The organism is Chromobacterium fluminis, from assembly GCF_011602385.1.
In the GTDB taxonomy this organism is placed as follows: Bacteria; Pseudomonadota; Gammaproteobacteria; order Burkholderiales; family Chromobacteriaceae; genus Chromobacterium; species Chromobacterium fluminis.
This window is the reverse complement of the sequence record NZ_JAAOMA010000048.1, coordinates 1-14,216: the sequence shown is the minus strand read 5'-3', so window position 1 is coordinate 14,216 and position 14,216 is coordinate 1. Positions and strand designations below refer to the sequence as shown.

At 59.4% G+C, this 14,216-nt stretch carries 20 protein-coding genes; 5 read left to right on the top strand and 15 right to left on the bottom strand.

The features are described from left to right. Positions 1–2: 2 nt before the first annotated feature. The 14 genes from HA052_RS22865 to HA052_RS22805 all read right to left on the bottom strand — a co-directional run bounded on the left by HA052_RS22865 (position 3) and on the right by HA052_RS22805 (position 10,777). Complete coding sequence (locus HA052_RS22865; protein WP_166453743.1) at positions 3–518, bottom strand: hypothetical protein; 516 nt, start codon at positions 516–518, stop codon at positions 3–5. Further along, on the bottom strand, positions 515–4,330 hold the full coding sequence (locus tag HA052_RS22860; RefSeq protein WP_166453742.1) for a phage tail tape measure protein: 3,816 nt from the start codon (positions 4,328–4,330) through the stop codon (positions 515–517). Before HA052_RS22860 ends, HA052_RS22865 begins: the two co-directional genes overlap by 4 nt. Next, entirely contained in the window at positions 4,327–4,461 is a 135-nt protein-coding gene (locus HA052_RS28035) for a hypothetical protein (RefSeq protein WP_277345146.1), read from the bottom strand. Before HA052_RS28035 ends, HA052_RS22860 begins: the two co-directional genes overlap by 4 nt. After that, positions 4,446–4,814, bottom strand: a complete 369-nt coding sequence (locus HA052_RS22855) for a hypothetical protein (protein WP_166453741.1) — start codon at positions 4,812–4,814, stop codon at positions 4,446–4,448. Before HA052_RS22855 ends, HA052_RS28035 begins: the two co-directional genes overlap by 16 nt. Before the next feature lie 36 nt (positions 4,815–4,850). Continuing rightward, positions 4,851–5,606: a phage tail tube protein gene (locus tag HA052_RS22850; protein ID WP_166453740.1), complete on the bottom strand. Its 756-nt coding sequence runs from the start codon at positions 5,604–5,606 to the stop codon at positions 4,851–4,853. Then, on the bottom strand, positions 5,603–5,809 hold the full coding sequence (locus HA052_RS22845) for a DUF7210 family protein (RefSeq protein WP_166453739.1): 207 nt from the start codon (positions 5,807–5,809) through the stop codon (positions 5,603–5,605). The genes HA052_RS22850 and HA052_RS22845 overlap by 4 nt, the downstream gene beginning before the upstream one ends. Positions 5,810–5,820: 11 nt before the next feature. Further along, positions 5,821–6,261, bottom strand: coding sequence for a phage tail terminator protein (locus tag HA052_RS22840; RefSeq protein WP_166453738.1), 441 nt, complete (start codon positions 6,259–6,261; stop codon positions 5,821–5,823). Next, positions 6,261–6,689, bottom strand: coding sequence for a gp436 family protein (locus tag HA052_RS22835; protein WP_166453737.1), 429 nt, complete (start codon positions 6,687–6,689; stop codon positions 6,261–6,263). The genes HA052_RS22840 and HA052_RS22835 overlap by 1 nt, the downstream gene beginning before the upstream one ends. A 68-nt stretch (positions 6,690–6,757) precedes the next feature. Further along, positions 6,758–7,120 (bottom strand): DUF6841 family protein, encoded by a 363-nt coding sequence (locus HA052_RS22830; protein WP_166453736.1) that lies wholly within the window; start codon positions 7,118–7,120, stop codon positions 6,758–6,760. Between the two features lie 39 nt (positions 7,121–7,159). Next, the gene (locus HA052_RS22825; RefSeq protein ID WP_166453735.1) at positions 7,160–8,008 is read right to left on the bottom strand and encodes a DNA cytosine methyltransferase; all 849 of its coding nucleotides are present in this window, start codon (positions 8,006–8,008) and stop codon (positions 7,160–7,162) included. Positions 8,009–8,017: 9 nt separating this feature from the next. Beyond that, positions 8,018–8,182, bottom strand: a complete 165-nt coding sequence (locus tag HA052_RS22820) for a Com family DNA-binding transcriptional regulator (protein WP_166453734.1) — start codon at positions 8,180–8,182, stop codon at positions 8,018–8,020. Positions 8,183–8,324: 142 nt separating this feature from the next. After that, on the bottom strand, positions 8,325–9,347 hold the full coding sequence (locus HA052_RS22815; protein ID WP_166453733.1) for a major capsid protein: 1,023 nt from the start codon (positions 9,345–9,347) through the stop codon (positions 8,325–8,327). Between the two features lie 14 nt (positions 9,348–9,361). Beyond that, positions 9,362–9,748: a hypothetical protein gene (locus tag HA052_RS22810; protein ID WP_166453732.1), complete on the bottom strand. Its 387-nt coding sequence runs from the start codon at positions 9,746–9,748 to the stop codon at positions 9,362–9,364. A gap of 9 nt (positions 9,749–9,757) precedes the next feature. Further along, the gene (locus HA052_RS22805) at positions 9,758–10,777 is read right to left on the bottom strand and encodes a phage protease (protein WP_240937521.1); all 1,020 of its coding nucleotides are present in this window, start codon (positions 10,775–10,777) and stop codon (positions 9,758–9,760) included. A gap of 217 nt (positions 10,778–10,994) precedes the next feature. On the opposite strand from HA052_RS22805, the gene HA052_RS22800 reads away from it, so the two are divergent. The 5 genes from HA052_RS22800 (at position 10,995) to HA052_RS22780 (ending at position 13,732) form a co-directional block, all read left to right on the top strand. After that, positions 10,995–11,339 (top strand): hypothetical protein, encoded by a 345-nt coding sequence (locus HA052_RS22800; RefSeq protein WP_166453731.1) that lies wholly within the window; start codon positions 10,995–10,997, stop codon positions 11,337–11,339. 38 nt (positions 11,340–11,377) lie between these two features. After that, positions 11,378–12,049, top strand: coding sequence for a DUF6680 family protein (locus HA052_RS22795; RefSeq protein ID WP_166453730.1), 672 nt, complete (start codon positions 11,378–11,380; stop codon positions 12,047–12,049). Positions 12,050–12,267: 218 nt separating this feature from the next. Further along, on the top strand, positions 12,268–12,789 hold the full coding sequence (locus tag HA052_RS22790; RefSeq protein WP_166453729.1) for a PAAR domain-containing protein: 522 nt from the start codon (positions 12,268–12,270) through the stop codon (positions 12,787–12,789). 2 nt (positions 12,790–12,791) lie between these two features. Continuing rightward, positions 12,792–13,409, top strand: coding sequence for a hypothetical protein (locus HA052_RS22785; RefSeq protein ID WP_206119016.1), 618 nt, complete (start codon positions 12,792–12,794; stop codon positions 13,407–13,409). After that, positions 13,406–13,732: a hypothetical protein gene (locus HA052_RS22780; protein WP_166453728.1), complete on the top strand. Its 327-nt coding sequence runs from the start codon at positions 13,406–13,408 to the stop codon at positions 13,730–13,732. Before HA052_RS22785 ends, HA052_RS22780 begins: the two co-directional genes overlap by 4 nt. Positions 13,733–13,750: 18 nt before the next feature. Here the strand turns inward: HA052_RS22780 and HA052_RS22775 are convergent, their stop codons facing one another. After that, positions 13,751–14,047, bottom strand: coding sequence for a hypothetical protein (locus HA052_RS22775; RefSeq protein WP_166453727.1), 297 nt, complete (start codon positions 14,045–14,047; stop codon positions 13,751–13,753). Positions 14,048–14,216: the final 169 nt, after the last annotated feature.

The window sequence follows — 14,216 nt, the reverse complement described above, 5'->3', positions numbered from 1 at the left end:
CGCTATATCTCCTCGCAGCTTAACGACCAGGCATAACTGCGGTTGCGCATGTCGCCGCTGTCCTGGTACTCGGCGAACACGTTCAAAACTGGCCAGAAAGCCACTTCGTAGGCATCGGCGCCGGTCAGCGGCGTGAATTGCGCGATGCCGTTTTGCACGCTGATTTGCACCGGCACCCGGTAGCCCTGACGCAATGCATAGCCGACCGGTGGGATGTCGGTACGGAACGCCGGCAGGCCGATCTGCGGCCCGGCCGCCTGCAGCGTGCGCGCCGCGGCGCAATGCAGTTCCAGCGGCTCGGCGGTGGGCAGGTCGGCCAGGCCGGCAGGCACCCAGCCGGAGCCGGACAGCGTGGTTTTGATGCGCCTCCAGCGTTGCTGGACGTGCGCGCTGCCGCTGGCGCTGCGCAGGATGCTGCGCGCCGCCAGGGTCTCATACTGCTGGCTAAACGCCTGCAGCCGGGCCTCCAGGCTCAGCACGCGGCCGCCGATGATCAATGAGGGTGCGTAGTTCATCATGATGTTTTCAGGTTGAGACGCAGAAATTCGCGCTTGAAATCGGCCATGGCGTCGGGATCGCCCTGGACGGTCAGCCGGCGGCCGCCGGCGACCAGGTCCAGCGATCCCAGATTTTTGGCGGCGGCCTCGGCCGTGCGCGGGGCCGGCAGCGCGGCCAGCGGCGGCAGGCTGGGTAGTGAGGTCAGCGGCCGCATCTTCGGCAAGGCCGGCATCCGGCCGGACAGCCCGCCCTGGGAAAACTTGGGCAGCCGCATCTGATTGAGCGCGTGCAGCAGGTCCACGCCGTAGTGCGACACCGCCGCCGACCGGAGCACGAACTCGCCGTCGGACAACCAGGACAGGATGCTGTCCGAGGTGCCGGTGCCCGGCCCGCGGATGTGGCCGCCGGCGGCGTTTTGCTGGATGTCGTCGGCGGCGGCCGCGGGCAGAGCGGCATTGCCGGCCTGGACCACGGTAACGGTGACGGTCTTGTCTTTCAGCGCGTCCAACTTGGCTTGGATTTCGGCGACCTTGGTCTTGCCGGCCTCGATGTCGGCGTCGACCTTCAGCTTGGTTTCCGTGCCGACCAGGTCGGCCAGCTTCTGCGTCAGCGCGTCGACCTGCTGCTGCGCGTCGACGGCTTGTTTTTCTGTCGCCTTGGCGTCCGCCTGCTGCTTCTGTTGCAGCTTTTGCTGCTCCTCGATCTCTGCATCCTGCGAGCGATTGAGCTGATTTGCCGCCTGTTCGGCCAACTCGATGGCGCGCTTGCTGTCCTTGATCTGCTCGCCCAGGCTCATCGCCGCCTGGGCCAGCCGCTTGGCCTCGGCGAACAGGCCGTTGTTGCGCGCACGCCGGCTCTCGTTGAGCTTTTCCTCGGCCTCGCTGCCGATGTCGGTCTGCTGCTCGCTCTCGCTCATGTCGCGGCGTTTCAACGCGCGCATGCGGCTGGCCACGTCGCTGTTGCTGCCCTGTTGCTCCTGCCGCAATTCTTTGATCTTGTCGGCGGTTTTCTTTTCGGCGTCGATCTGCTTCTGCAGCGTGGATTTGAGCTGCTCCAGCCGTCTCTTGGCTAGGTCGATCGCTACATTGGTCTGATCCTGCTGCAGGCTGTTGCTGTTGGCAACGTAGCGTTTTTCCTCGTCGGTCAGCTTCTGCAGACCCTTGATCTTGGTCGATATTGCAGCCTCAAATGAGCGGGTGCTGTCCTCCTGAAATTTCTTACTCCTCTCTTTCTCTTTGGCCTCTAATTCCGCCTTGGCCGTGTACAACCGACCTTCCAATTTTTTGCGTTCTGCGACCAGCACCTTGGCACGCTGCAGGTCTTCCTGCGCGGCCGCATACTCGCGCTGCTGGCGCGCCGCGGCGAACGCGTCGGCGCTGTCCCATTGTTTTTCGGACTCCAGCGTGACCTTGCTTTGCCAGAACTGCTGCGCGTTTTCCAGGCGCTTGGCGTACTCGCTGCGCTCTTTGTCGGTCAGCTTCTCAAGCTCGGCCGCGCTCAGTCTTTTGAGATTGGCGTCTTCCGCGTAGTCCTTGATCGCCTGCTGCGCGGCGGCGCGGCGCTGCTCGACGGCGGCGGAGATGTCCTGGTTCTCGCGCCAGAGCTGATACAGCTCCATTAGCTGCGAGATAGTGAAACCGGCCACAGTCAGCAGCACCAGATTTGCGGCTAAGCCCTTGGCGGCTGTGGCCACCAGCGCCATGCCACTGGCAGCGCCAGGCATGGCCGCGCCGGCTGCCGTGGCCTGTGCCGCGGACCTCCCCAGCAAACCCGGCAGTGGCAACATCACGCCCCCCAGCGTTCTAATAACGGCGGTGGATGCGGCCAAGCCGCCGATAGCCAACACGGTTTGTTTGATGATGTCCGGCAGGTCGTTGAAACCGCGCAGCAGATCAGTCAGGAAGGACAGCAGCGGCTGGCCCTTGGCAATCAACTTGCCCAGTTCCAGCATCAGGTCATTGAGTTCAGCTTTGAATTTGGCGACCTTGGCCGCGTCGCTGTCTTGAACAATGTCGAACGCGCCCTTGGCCGCGCCGGCCGCCTCAGCCATGCGTTCGATTTCATCGGCGAACTCGCTGTAGTTCGATGCCAACGCCAGTACGCCGCGGGCGCCTTCGATGTCGGGCACGATGGAGCGGATCACGTCCAGACTGAGGTTTTTTTCCGCAATCTGGCGAATGGTGTCTCCCAGGTTGGTCCACTGGATGCCTAGCGCTTTCAGCTTTTCTTTGGCCAACTGCGTCGGCGCCGCCAGTTGCACGATGGCGCCGTTGACAGCAGTGATGGCCTGCGGCGTCTGCACGCCATTTTTGGTCAACACCGCCAGTGCCGCGCCCAACTCCTCGAACGACACGCCGGCGGCTACCGCCGTCGGCACCACCTGGCCCAGACCCAGGGACAAGGCCGGGAAGGTGGTCACGCCGTCTTTGACGGTCTGGAACAGCACGTCGTAAACGCTCTCTAGGTCCTTGACCTCCTTGCCGTAGGCATTGAGCACGCCCAGGCCGACCTGGACCGCAGTCCCGACATCCGTAAAACCCCCTTTGGCGGCAACGGTGGCTTTGTCCAGCACCGTCATCGCCTCGGCCGGCCGGTCAAAATCCCGTGAGCCGAAAATGTCCGCCAGCGCGTTGGCGGACTCGGTGGCGTCGACGCCCATCGACTTGGCCATCTTGCGCACTTCGCTGTCGAACTGCGCCATCAGCGGCCGGTTGCCGTCGATCTGGGTGCCTACCTTGGCAATGGCGGTGCCGTATTCCAGAGTCCGCTGCGTGGCCTCGCGCACGATGGCGGCCGCGCCAATGCCGGCAGTGGCGCGCCGTACCATGTCGCCGGCGCTGCTGGTGCTGGGCGGCGGCTGGTTGAGGGTCAGATTGACGCCCTGGCTGGCCTGTTTTTGGAGTTCGACAATCTTCTTTTTCAGCTGCTCGGCGGCCTGTTCCAGCTGCTGGCTGCTGTAGCGGCCGGAGCTGGCCATCACTCGGTAAGCGCGCTCCAGCTCGGCAATGGCCATCGTCGCCTGGCGGGTCTGCACCAGGCCCAATGTGCGCTCGGCGGCGGCCAGCCGCTGCGCTTTGTTGGCGGCCTCCATGCGGCCGTTCAGCGCGGTCTGCTCGCCGGCCAGATTGCGGGTATCGACGCCGGCTGCGCTCAAGCTGTCGCGCATCGCGTTCAGAGAAACGATCTGGTTGCGCATTTGCACGCCGGCGCGCTGCTGCGCTTGCTCCGATTTGCGCACCTGGGCTTCCAGCTCCTGCACCGGCCGCTGAGCGTTGGCCAGGCCGGCGCGGTAACGCTCCAGCGCCGCCTGCTGGTTGGCGTACTCGCTGCCCGAGGTGGCGACGCGGCGCTGCATCGCCTCGACGGCCACAGTGGTGCTGTCGAGCTGGCGGCGGGTGCGTGCCAGTTCGCCGGCATACTGCTCGGCGCTGCCGCCGGCGGCCAGCGCCTCTTTGCGTGTCGCCGCGTATTCTTGGGCTGCGGCCCGCTGCGCGACCTGCAGCTCGCGCAGTTCGAGCTTTTGCTGCTTAACGGCCGATGCGTTCTGTTGAGCCGCCGTCTGAGTCTGCGCCATCCCATCCTGGAACGCGGCCAGCGGGCCGCGCGCGGCCGCCAGCGCCACCTGGTAGGCCGCCGTCTCTGCCTTGAGTTTGAAAAACGCGCTGGCGGTCTGTTTTGCATCGGCTTGAGCCTGGCCGAACAGCTCCAGCCGCCGCGCCGCGGCGGCCATGTTCTCGATGGCTTGCTGGTGGGTGGTTTTGGCCAAACCGACCGCGGCAACGAAATCGTTGCTGTTACCGCGAATCAAATACTCCAGCACTTTGGCGTTCATGCCTTGCTGCCCTTGATCAGGTCGTTAATCACAGTCAGGAAAAAACGCCAGGCGTAACAGGCGGCGTTAGGGTGCCCGCATCCGATGATGCGGGCCAGCAGGGTTTCCAGCTCGTCTAGCTGCTGGGCCACGTCATCGCGGCGATGGCCTCCATTTCCGCCTGCTGCCTCGCCGCTGCGAGCCGCGCTCGCATCCCGAAAAAAAGCGGGTTCAGGTCCCGGCAGGCGTCCACCAGTTGCTGCAGCTCTGACTGGCTAAAACCGTCCAGCCCGGCCGGCGACAAATTCGTCATCGCCGCCAGTTCGTCCAGGGTCAGGTCTGCAAGCAGCGCGTTGCGCATGATCAGATCGGCTTGCTGGTCGCCATCCTCTGCGATGGCCTGGCCGACCAGGGACGTCACAAGCAGGCCGCGAATGTCGCTGACGGTCAGTTCCTGGACCGTGACCTGGTGTTCGCCGATGTGAAGGGTTTTTTGAATACGCATGGGGGTCTCCAGGGCGCGGCCGGCGCGCCCGCAGGCTTATTTGAGGTAGGTCTCGCGTATCCAGCGGCTGACCTTGTCGCCGGTCTGGCGCGGGTCCTCTAGGCACTCGAATTTGACTCCGCTGGAGCGGAAGCCCTTGTCGAGCAGCGACACCTTGTCGGCGAAACCGAATTTGCCGCGGAACAATTCCACCACGGCCGTTTTGTTATTGGCCCGGTTGACGCCCTGGAACATCAGCGAGCGTTCGCGGCGGCTGCCGGCCAGCCATTCGATGACGTCGGCCTCGCCGGTTTTGTAACTGAGCTTGACCTTGCTGCCGTCGGTGATGGCGCCGCCGGGCAGCGGGATCGGCCCGGCCGGGGTGGGGAAATAGTCGAGGCCGGCCTTGTAGGCTTTAGCGCCGGTCTCGTCGCTGAGCTGGTAGTCGCTGCCGCCGACGTGCTCAATACGCATCACGGCCCCTTTGTATGCGAGGTGGACCTCGTCGCTAACCGTCTTGGCTTCGCGGCTGGAGAATGCGCCCTGGGTCAGTTCGGCTAGCACGCCGGGCGAGAATTGCTGCACGTTGAAATCCATCACCAGGGATTTCACGCGGGTCAACTTGTCGAAATTGCCGTTGCCGGTAAACGCGTTCGGCAGCTCCTCGGTCTCCTCGCTGATGGTGATTTCGGCCTTGTCGACCATGGCGAACGGTTCGAATTTGTCCTCGCCATAAATCGACCAGAAAAACTGTCCGTTGACGGCGAAGGTTTTTTTGTCTTCGCCCGGCGCTTCATAGGGTACATAACTCATTGCTCGTTCTCCTGCGTAGGTTTGGGCGTTTGCGGTTTAGGCGTTGCCGGGCCGTTGTCCGGCTTCGCAATGCCCTGACGGATCAGCCAGTCCGCGGTGGACGCCGACACGGTCAACACCGAGCCGGCGGACAGCTCGGTGCCAGCGTTTTTGTGGGCCTGGACCAGGCGCACGCTTTGTTTCGGGGCGGATGGCCCGGCCATGTGAACTCCTCTCATGCGTAAAAATCGGTGACGAACAGCAGTGGGTAATAGCCGTGGCTGTTTTCGTACAGCGCTGGCGGCGGCGTGGCCGCCTTCAGTACGCCGTAGAGGGAAAAATCAGGGGTCCATCCCAGCACCGCGGCGCGCACCCTGGCCAGCAGCTGGCCGGCTTTGTCGAACGCGTCGGCGCGATTGCCCTGCATCACAGTGACCACCAGCCAGCATTGCTGAATGAGGTTGTTCGCGTCGGCCGATTGGCTATCACTCGGCAGCAGGTCGCGCTGATAGATCACGTACAGCGCCGGTGAGATTTGATTGCCGTTGACCAAGTCGTCCATTTCGCCGCGCTGTTCAATCTGCCGCACGCTGTTGATTTCGGCGCGCAGCCGCGCCACCAGGTGAGCGCCCATGGCCAGGTGATTGGGGCGCTCCTCCGGGTGATTGGAGCGCATCAGTAGTTCTCCATGGTTTTGCGGCTGAACAACCGCGGCGGGCCGTCGACCACTACCGCGCCGACGGCACTGGCCGGCGCCAGCGCTTCCGGCAGGCCGAGCGAAACCACGCCGCTGGACACGTCGCGCAGCCAGCGTTGGGCCGCGTCATGGCGCTTGGCGATGTCGTCGCTGGGGCTGTCGAACAGGAAATAGCGGACCAGGTCTGCGGCGATGCGCTGCAATGCGTCGGGCACGGTGGGCACCGGCAGCAGATAGCGTTTGCCGACGTAGCTATTAATCAGGCTGGTGGCGTCGGCGATGGCCTGCGCCACCTTGTCCGCGTCGATTTCGCCGGTATTGGTCGGGTCGGTCGCGTTCAGCAGGAAGCCGCGGCCGAAACGGGCCTCCAGGTCTGCCGCGGTGATGTAGGGGCTGGATGCAGTCATGCCCGCATTGTGCGGGCATGGTCAGAGGGAAACAGGCAGGAAGGGGTTCGGCAGCTGCCGGCTGCCGGTCAATACTGGATCAAACCGTACACCCGCCATTCGCCGTTAACACGCTGCAAATGATAGCCGGTTTGATCACGCCACAATCCCGTGCAGGAATGGGAAACGGTCCACTCCACAACGGCGGTGGCCGCATCCGGCCCCATCGGCAGAACATCGGCCAGAGTATGCGTTGCGGACAGAAAACCCTGGCGGCGATACCAGGCCAGCAGGCAGGCTACGGTCTCTCTCAGGTTGTCTCGGTCAGTCCAGACGGTCAGTTCACCGTGAAAAATCGCGGTGAACGGAACGGCGAACAACTCGACCAACCCGTCGGTGTTGAGCGCGGAGAATTGCGCCTGGTAGCGGTGGAAAAATTCTTGCAGCGACATGAACGCACCCAGCTAACCCCCGTCCGGATTATCTTTGTTTCAGTCGAGCCTAGCAGTTTGGAATGTGGGTCTCAAGTGCTTGGCGACCCACTCCACGACTTGCGGCACAACGGCGTTTCCGGCAGCCCGAGTTTCTGCAAAGTTGGCCTCATCCAGTCCGAGGAGAAACCCATGATCCGTAGACGCTCGGGCCCGCTCAACCATCTGATCCCATCCGTTTGACTCAACGACGAGGCTCGCACCGCCGATATCAATTTGAGCGGCCGCTGAGCCGGCAAGTAATGTAGCAAAAGGTCGCTCCTGGTATCCCGTTTCCGCCGTGCCATGTACAGCTCCCACTGGCGCGGCGTCAACCAGCAGCTCAACGGGGGGATGCTCGTGAAAACCGGCGACAATGAAAACCCGACGGCGCTTTGTGGGGACTCCGAAATATTGAGCATTAAGCACTCGCCAGCATCCCAGATACCCGCATTCGGCAAGCGTCGAAATGACTGTTTGGAAGTCCTCGCCATGGTTGCAAGAGAGCAAACCTGTGACGTTTTCGAGGACCAGCCAACGGGGTTGAAGCTCGCGAGCCAGCCGGACGACTTCGTAGAATAGCCCGGAGCGCTCGCCGGCCAACCCTTGCCGTTTTCCCATGGTGGAAAGGTCCTGACAGGGGAAGCCACCGACGATGACGTCGACGCGGGGCAGTTGGCCGGCGTGGACGGCGCGGACATCGTTGAACTGGAGAGCCTGGGGGAAGCGGTCGGCGAGGACGGCGCGGCAGACGGGGTTGATTTCGACCTGCCAGGCGGTTTGGAATCCGGCGTTTTCGAATCCGATATCGAAGCCGCCGATGCCGGCAAAGAGGCTGCCGACGGTTGGTTTTTGGAGCTGGCCATGCATGGTGGTCCTTTATGTGGCTGGACGCTCATGGCGCTCATCGGGATGGCTCTTGGCCTGGAAGTGATTCAAAGTCCGGCAGCGCGGACATTTGATATTGAGGGTGAGGTAGGCGCCTTCGGCGAGTTTGCGGCCGCATTGGCCGCAGCGAATTTCCTTCGAATAGATGATGTTCATGCTGCAAGTTTCATGAAACCCGGTAGACTGGGCCGGCTTTCTGGCCAGAAAGTGGCGGTCTTGGGCTGGCTTGCAGGGGTTTCTGCGGGTCAGCTGGCCGGCGACGTGTTAGCGCACGCCGCCGGTCGCCGTCTCTCTACTGCTAAATGGCCTTCATCCTCAGTTCCGCTAGGACTCCGGGACGGAGACACAGCGGCAGCCGGTTGGATTGGGTGTGCATATCGACACCGCGGTCAAAGTCCTTATTTTTGATTTTGGCGTAGTACGGTTCCCCTTTGGTGCCGACCGCTTCGAGAAAATCGCCCGGTGCATCATAGGCTCGGAATGAATTCATCGTCCCAAGCGGCAGCGCGTGACCGCATCCTTTCTCAATCAGTTTCTGCGGCCGGCCGCTGCTGTCCGGCACGGTCCCGTTGTATTCAACTAATGTGAGCCCACCAAATTTGAAGCCGTTGCGGGTATCGCCGCCGATAGCCTCCTGCGCCGCCGACCATCCCAGGAAGGCTTTCTCTACATTGGGATGGCTGGTGAACGCATCGAAATACACCGAATCAACCCACGCCATGGGCTGAGTGTAGGTGTCGCCCAGCAGGTTCTCTTCAATGTGGCGGCATACGCTTATGCACTGCTGTTTTACGTCGAACTTGGGGTTTTTGAGGTCGAATTCAAACGTGGTTTTGGAAATCTCGAACTCTTTGTACAGGTCGTACAACAGGTTCCCGTCACCATCCAATATCTCGCCCTTAACCGCCCCCAGCATCATCCATTCATGGGTGATGTCGTGGCGCGCCTTCATCTCCTGCAATTTGTCATTGACGACTGATGCGACATCACGCACCGGATCGGTGGAGCCCATCGCCCGACTGCCAATCAAATTGCCGGCCAGAATAGTGTCGTCATGCGGCACATGAGGCACTAGGAAGGTGCGAATTTTGCGGCCCCTCTGTTGGGTGCGGCTACCCGGTTCGCCTAGTTCCTTCGGTCCCAGCAAATGCAGCTGGCCGTTGGCGTACTCCAACGCCACAGTGCGGGTATTGATGCCCTCCTGTTTGAAAATGCCGCTCTTGCCCACTTTGCTGTAGGTGTTGGGCAGCAATTTGATGGACTCGGTCAGACTGGCGACGCTGAACGCCGGGTCTTGCAAGATATCTGCGATATTGATCATTGGGTGTCCTTGGATTAACTGCGTTCGACGATCCGGGCGCCGCGCGCGGACAACATGCGCACTGCCTGGCGGTATTTGGCCGGGGCGCCGGCTTTTGCATCGCGCAACACAGGCAGGGTGTCAAGCGCTAACAGGCAGTTGCCGGCGACGATATTAGCCGGCCGCTGGGTGATGCCGGCCGCGGCCACGGGCAGCGGGGTCCGCACCACGCCGACAATGAAGGGCGGCAGCGGGTCCGCCGCATTGAGCCAGGGGATGGCCAGCTCGTCATCCAGTTTGTCCACACCCAGCAGGGTGCCGGCGACCAGCGCGGCCGGGCCGACGAGAACGCTTTCCTGGGACAGTCCGGGTTCGCCCTGCAGCGGGATTTGCGGCTTGATTTGTTCGGTGATGGTTGCCATGGGATTTCCTTATTTCTGTGCAGCGCGGGCTTTGGCGTCGGCGATCAGCGAGTTGTCGCCGCCGTGATGGCCGTTGTCGCCTTTGGCATTGGCGGCGCGTTGCGCATCGGCCGCGGCGGCGATAACCGGAGCACTGGCGACGAACTGGCGGAACGCCGTCATGTCGGCCGCGCACTGGGCGCGGAAATAGCCGCGGCTGGCCGGGGCGATCTTGCCGGCCTGGATGGCCGCGTCCAGCACTTGGTCTATTTCGCTGTCCTTCGCCCCGGCTTGCTGCTGGGCCAGCGCATTGGCGACGCGCTCGTACTCGGCTTTGGGCACAAACCCGGTCAGCACGCTGTTGGCGACGGTTTGCAGCGTGGCGGTGGCGTCGGCGCCGGTGGCTTGGCGCAGGCTGTTGAGCGCGGTCTGAAGGTCCGTACCAGACGCTTTCAGCACCTTGATCGCTTCCAATACCGCCGTTTTGTCCGCGGTGGCCGGCAGGCCCAGCGGTTCCAGCAATTCGTTCAGGTCCACGTTGGTGACTCCATGTGTAAGGGCGTTGAGGGCACGCAAAAACAGGTTGGGGGTGTTGTTGAGGCCGACCGAGACAATAAAAACCACGCGGCCGTTAGGGTGGAAATCGAATACCGGGGACGAGTATCGCCACTCCTTTTTCTCAATCCGTTCGGCGGCGGCGGCGGTCCACTCGACCCGCCCCCAAACTTCCTCGTTCCGCTCCTGTAATTCCTTGACCCAGCCCGCAGCCGGCGCCTTCTGCCCGGTTTGCTGCACCAGCATTGTTTGGTGGTCGTAATCAAACACCGGCTCTATGCCAGCGCGCTGATCACTGGCAAACGCGTCCAGGATGGCGGGGATGTCGGCAAACCAGGGGCCGCGGCCGTCGCGGCCCCTGAATGTGCCGGCCGGCAGCAACTGCACCCATTCCGGGGCTTTGCCGTCGACCAGCTCCAGCCTCATTGAGCAGGCCGCCCGCGACGTGGCCACGGCGGCGGTATTCATGGCGCGGGAGAGGTTTGGAGAGTTCATAGGCCGTATTGTGGAACTGTAGCGGTGGGGGAAGATTGAGGAAGGGGTTCGGTTGGTTCCAACAGTCGTTGTGTCACTCCACACATGTGCTATCAAACCCACAACGCCAGGCCAGAAAAGTGCAAAAGATACAGTTTTAAAAATATATTCACATTTTTCGTGCATATGATACAATGCAAACTCCAAAGGCAAATTTCCCAATAGAGGTTTATGTAAAATGACTGACACTACTAATGGCCCTAATCAGGTTTTGATCCAATACTGGAATCTCGTAGAACGCTTCTGGAAAGAGCATGAAGCTGCTGAAGAGGCACGGGCCCTGGGCGATGAGGGTATTTCGGCATATACAGCAGCTCGAGGCCGTCGCAATCGTGCGAAGAATGCCGTCATGGCATGGCGACAAGAGAACCCAGGGTCCGCTGCTGAACTTTTGAATATGCTGTTGGAGTGTCACCACATAAACTTCCGCACCCTCGAGAACCTGAAGAGGGCAGCAGCCAAGCAAGCCCAAGAAGGCGACAGTACCTTGCTTGATGCAATCGTCAAAGCGGTTGCGCAGTAAGGTTAACTTATCTCGAAGCACTCGAACGGGGACAACGAATGGGATGGGATGCGGCGGCAATAATCATTGCAACATTTTTGGGCCCAGTAGTTGCGGTGCAGGCTCAAAAGTATTTGGAAATGATGCGAGAGGAGAAGAACAACCAGCTCGCAGTTTTCAAGTCTCTTATGGCGACACGAGCTACACCGGTTTCACCACAGCATGTACAAGCGCTCAACTCCATAGACTTGGAGTTTAAGGGTGAGAAATTTAAGAAGATACGGGAGGCATGGCGTACCTATCTTGACCACCTAAATAACGCGCCTCGGCTAGATCAATCTCAAGGTTTCTCAAGATACGAAACCGACATTGCTCACTGGGCCGAGAGAGGGTCAGACCTGCTTTCCGCTCTCCTCGTTGAAATGGGCAAACCTCTTGGTTACTCATTTGATACGGTAGATATCAAGCGTGGTATCTATAAACCCCAGGCGCATGATCAAAGTGAGTTTGAACAGCAGGCTCTGAGACAAAAACTGTTTAGTGTGCTGAGTGGCAACGAAGAGTTGAAAATGAATGTAACCCACTTCCCTACGGACCCAGCGTTAGCAGAAGCCCACTTTGATATGCTCAAAAATCTCCAAGCTGTTTTACAAGGAGGGGTCCTAGCAGTTGAGCTTAAACCACCAGAAAGTGCTGAGCAGTCTTCGTACGCCGGCAGCAAGCACACATAAGTAGTGATTTAACAAGAGTTAACGGGGGCTGGCTGCGTTTTGCCAGTCTTCCTGCAACCTTGCCCCATCCTCCGCCCACTTGTCGTGATAGTGGGCTCTTCTGCGCCTTCATCGAAACCCCAAGCTTAGCAAGGCAACGGCTGCTTGAACCAAAGGCCAGTACCTTGGAAAGTGCATGCAATCTAAAATTAACGGTTTACTTGTCTGCAGGACCGCCAATGAAGCGAGTTATCCGCCTGGGGGACCCAACTGATCACGGCGGCGTCGTCACCAGTGCCACATCAAGCACCGTCCTCTTTGATAAGCCCGTGGCCCTGCTTGGGGATGCCGTGAGCTGTCCGAGACAGGGACATACGAACTGCACCATTGTCGAATGTGATCCATCATGGACGGTGAACGGCAAAGGGGTTGCATTGGAAGGTCACATGGTCAGCTGCGGTGCAAGGCTGATTTCCACTATGCCGGAGGTAGGCCGATCTTACGAAAGCAGCGCTTCGGCCTCACCTGCTCTCGGGGCCGGCATGGCGCTGGCGGCATCTGGTGCTGCTTTGCTCCAGATGTTCAATGAGAAATTCCAGGTTCTGGACGAGTCGTCTGGCTTGCCCCTCGCAAATCATCAATACGCCATTGTGAGAGCGGATGGAAAAGTCGAGCATGGTGTCACCGACGATGAAGGACACACCCATCTTACAAAAGCTACCGTTGAGTCGGAAGAGCTCAGCATCTTCTTGGAGGGCTGACCGTGGCAGGGGAAAACGCTAGTCAAACCATCAAGTCACCAGGAGGGAAAGACCTGTTCCTGGTAAGAAAACATACGTCAACGCCGACCACCAATGATGAACTCAAAAAGGTGCTGTTAAAACGGGAGCTAATCGAGGTTATCATCAGCGACTCTAGGATGCGCAGCATGGGGTCTCAATGGGGGCATGCCGCCATTGTCATTGATGGCCAGGTCTATAGCCGGGCGCATGAAGAGTATGTGAAAACCGACAAGAATACCTACCTGAACGGCGGAGTTGTTCAGAGGGCAAACGACACTATCAATGTCAACGGCAACCGTTGGCGCGACAATGTGGGGGTGTATCTCTCTGTTTCAACGAGAGAGAAGGACATTGTAAAAACCGAATTGGAGCGGCGAATAAATGTTGATCGGGAGTTCAAGCGCAAGCATCCGGACGGAACGTCATATAGCCTGCTCAGCAATAGCTGCTCGTCCAATGTCGCTGATGCTTTGGAGCTGGTCAATATATTGGCCCACGATCCTAGGTGGATTCCTTTTCCAGTAGCCCCTGCCGAATTGCTTGCTGTTATCGAAAAATCCAATCGGGCAGTTAAAAAAGAACTCTACCCTAAGAAATGAAAAAATCCTTGCTTGTTAATTTGATTGTGGCTGCGATTTCCATCGCAGTTACGTCAATCTATTTTTTGAGCCAGCCGCCCAGTTTTTGGGGGGAGCGCTTGGAACTAAAAAAATTTGAAGTCATGAGCGTGGAGCCGACTTCGGTGTATGAATTTTCCGATTTAAAAAATGCAAGCTTCCAAGTAAAAAAGGGTGATCAATGCTTCTACGTAAGCGAGGGAAGCTTTTCTTTTGGTGAGTCCACGCCTGATATGGCGTGGTATAAGAAGTTAATTATTCTCTGCCCGGAAAAAGGCATTGGCTGGATAGAGAATGGTAAGTAAATAATGGCATGCCGATTTTTAGTTCAAATTAATTAAATCTGCAAATGCATTGATGATTGCACCAAAAAAACAGACTATCGGCCCCAAGAAGCCTACTGCATTTTTTGATCTTAAATATTGATCAACATAGTTTGGAATGGGTATGCCCAATATTCTATAGTGCTCCGGATCAAGGTCGCTTTTCCCGGTCACCTCCTTATTTACGTCAATCGCAGGTTTTTCCCCTAGAATGTACGGCCTAGATATAATGACAATGCCCACGCAGCCAATAAGCGCACCAAATCGTGATAACCAGCGAAAGTCTTTCTGATGCATGCTAATGGCCGTCCCTATAAAAAGAAGTAAGATTGCCAGCATCACTGGACGAGCCCCCTGAAACACAGGACACCGTTTCCCCCTTAAACTAAGGGATAGGCATACGACTGTGTTTATGACTCACACTAACAAATCCTCCATCGAGGTTCTGGGGCCAGAACGCCGCCGG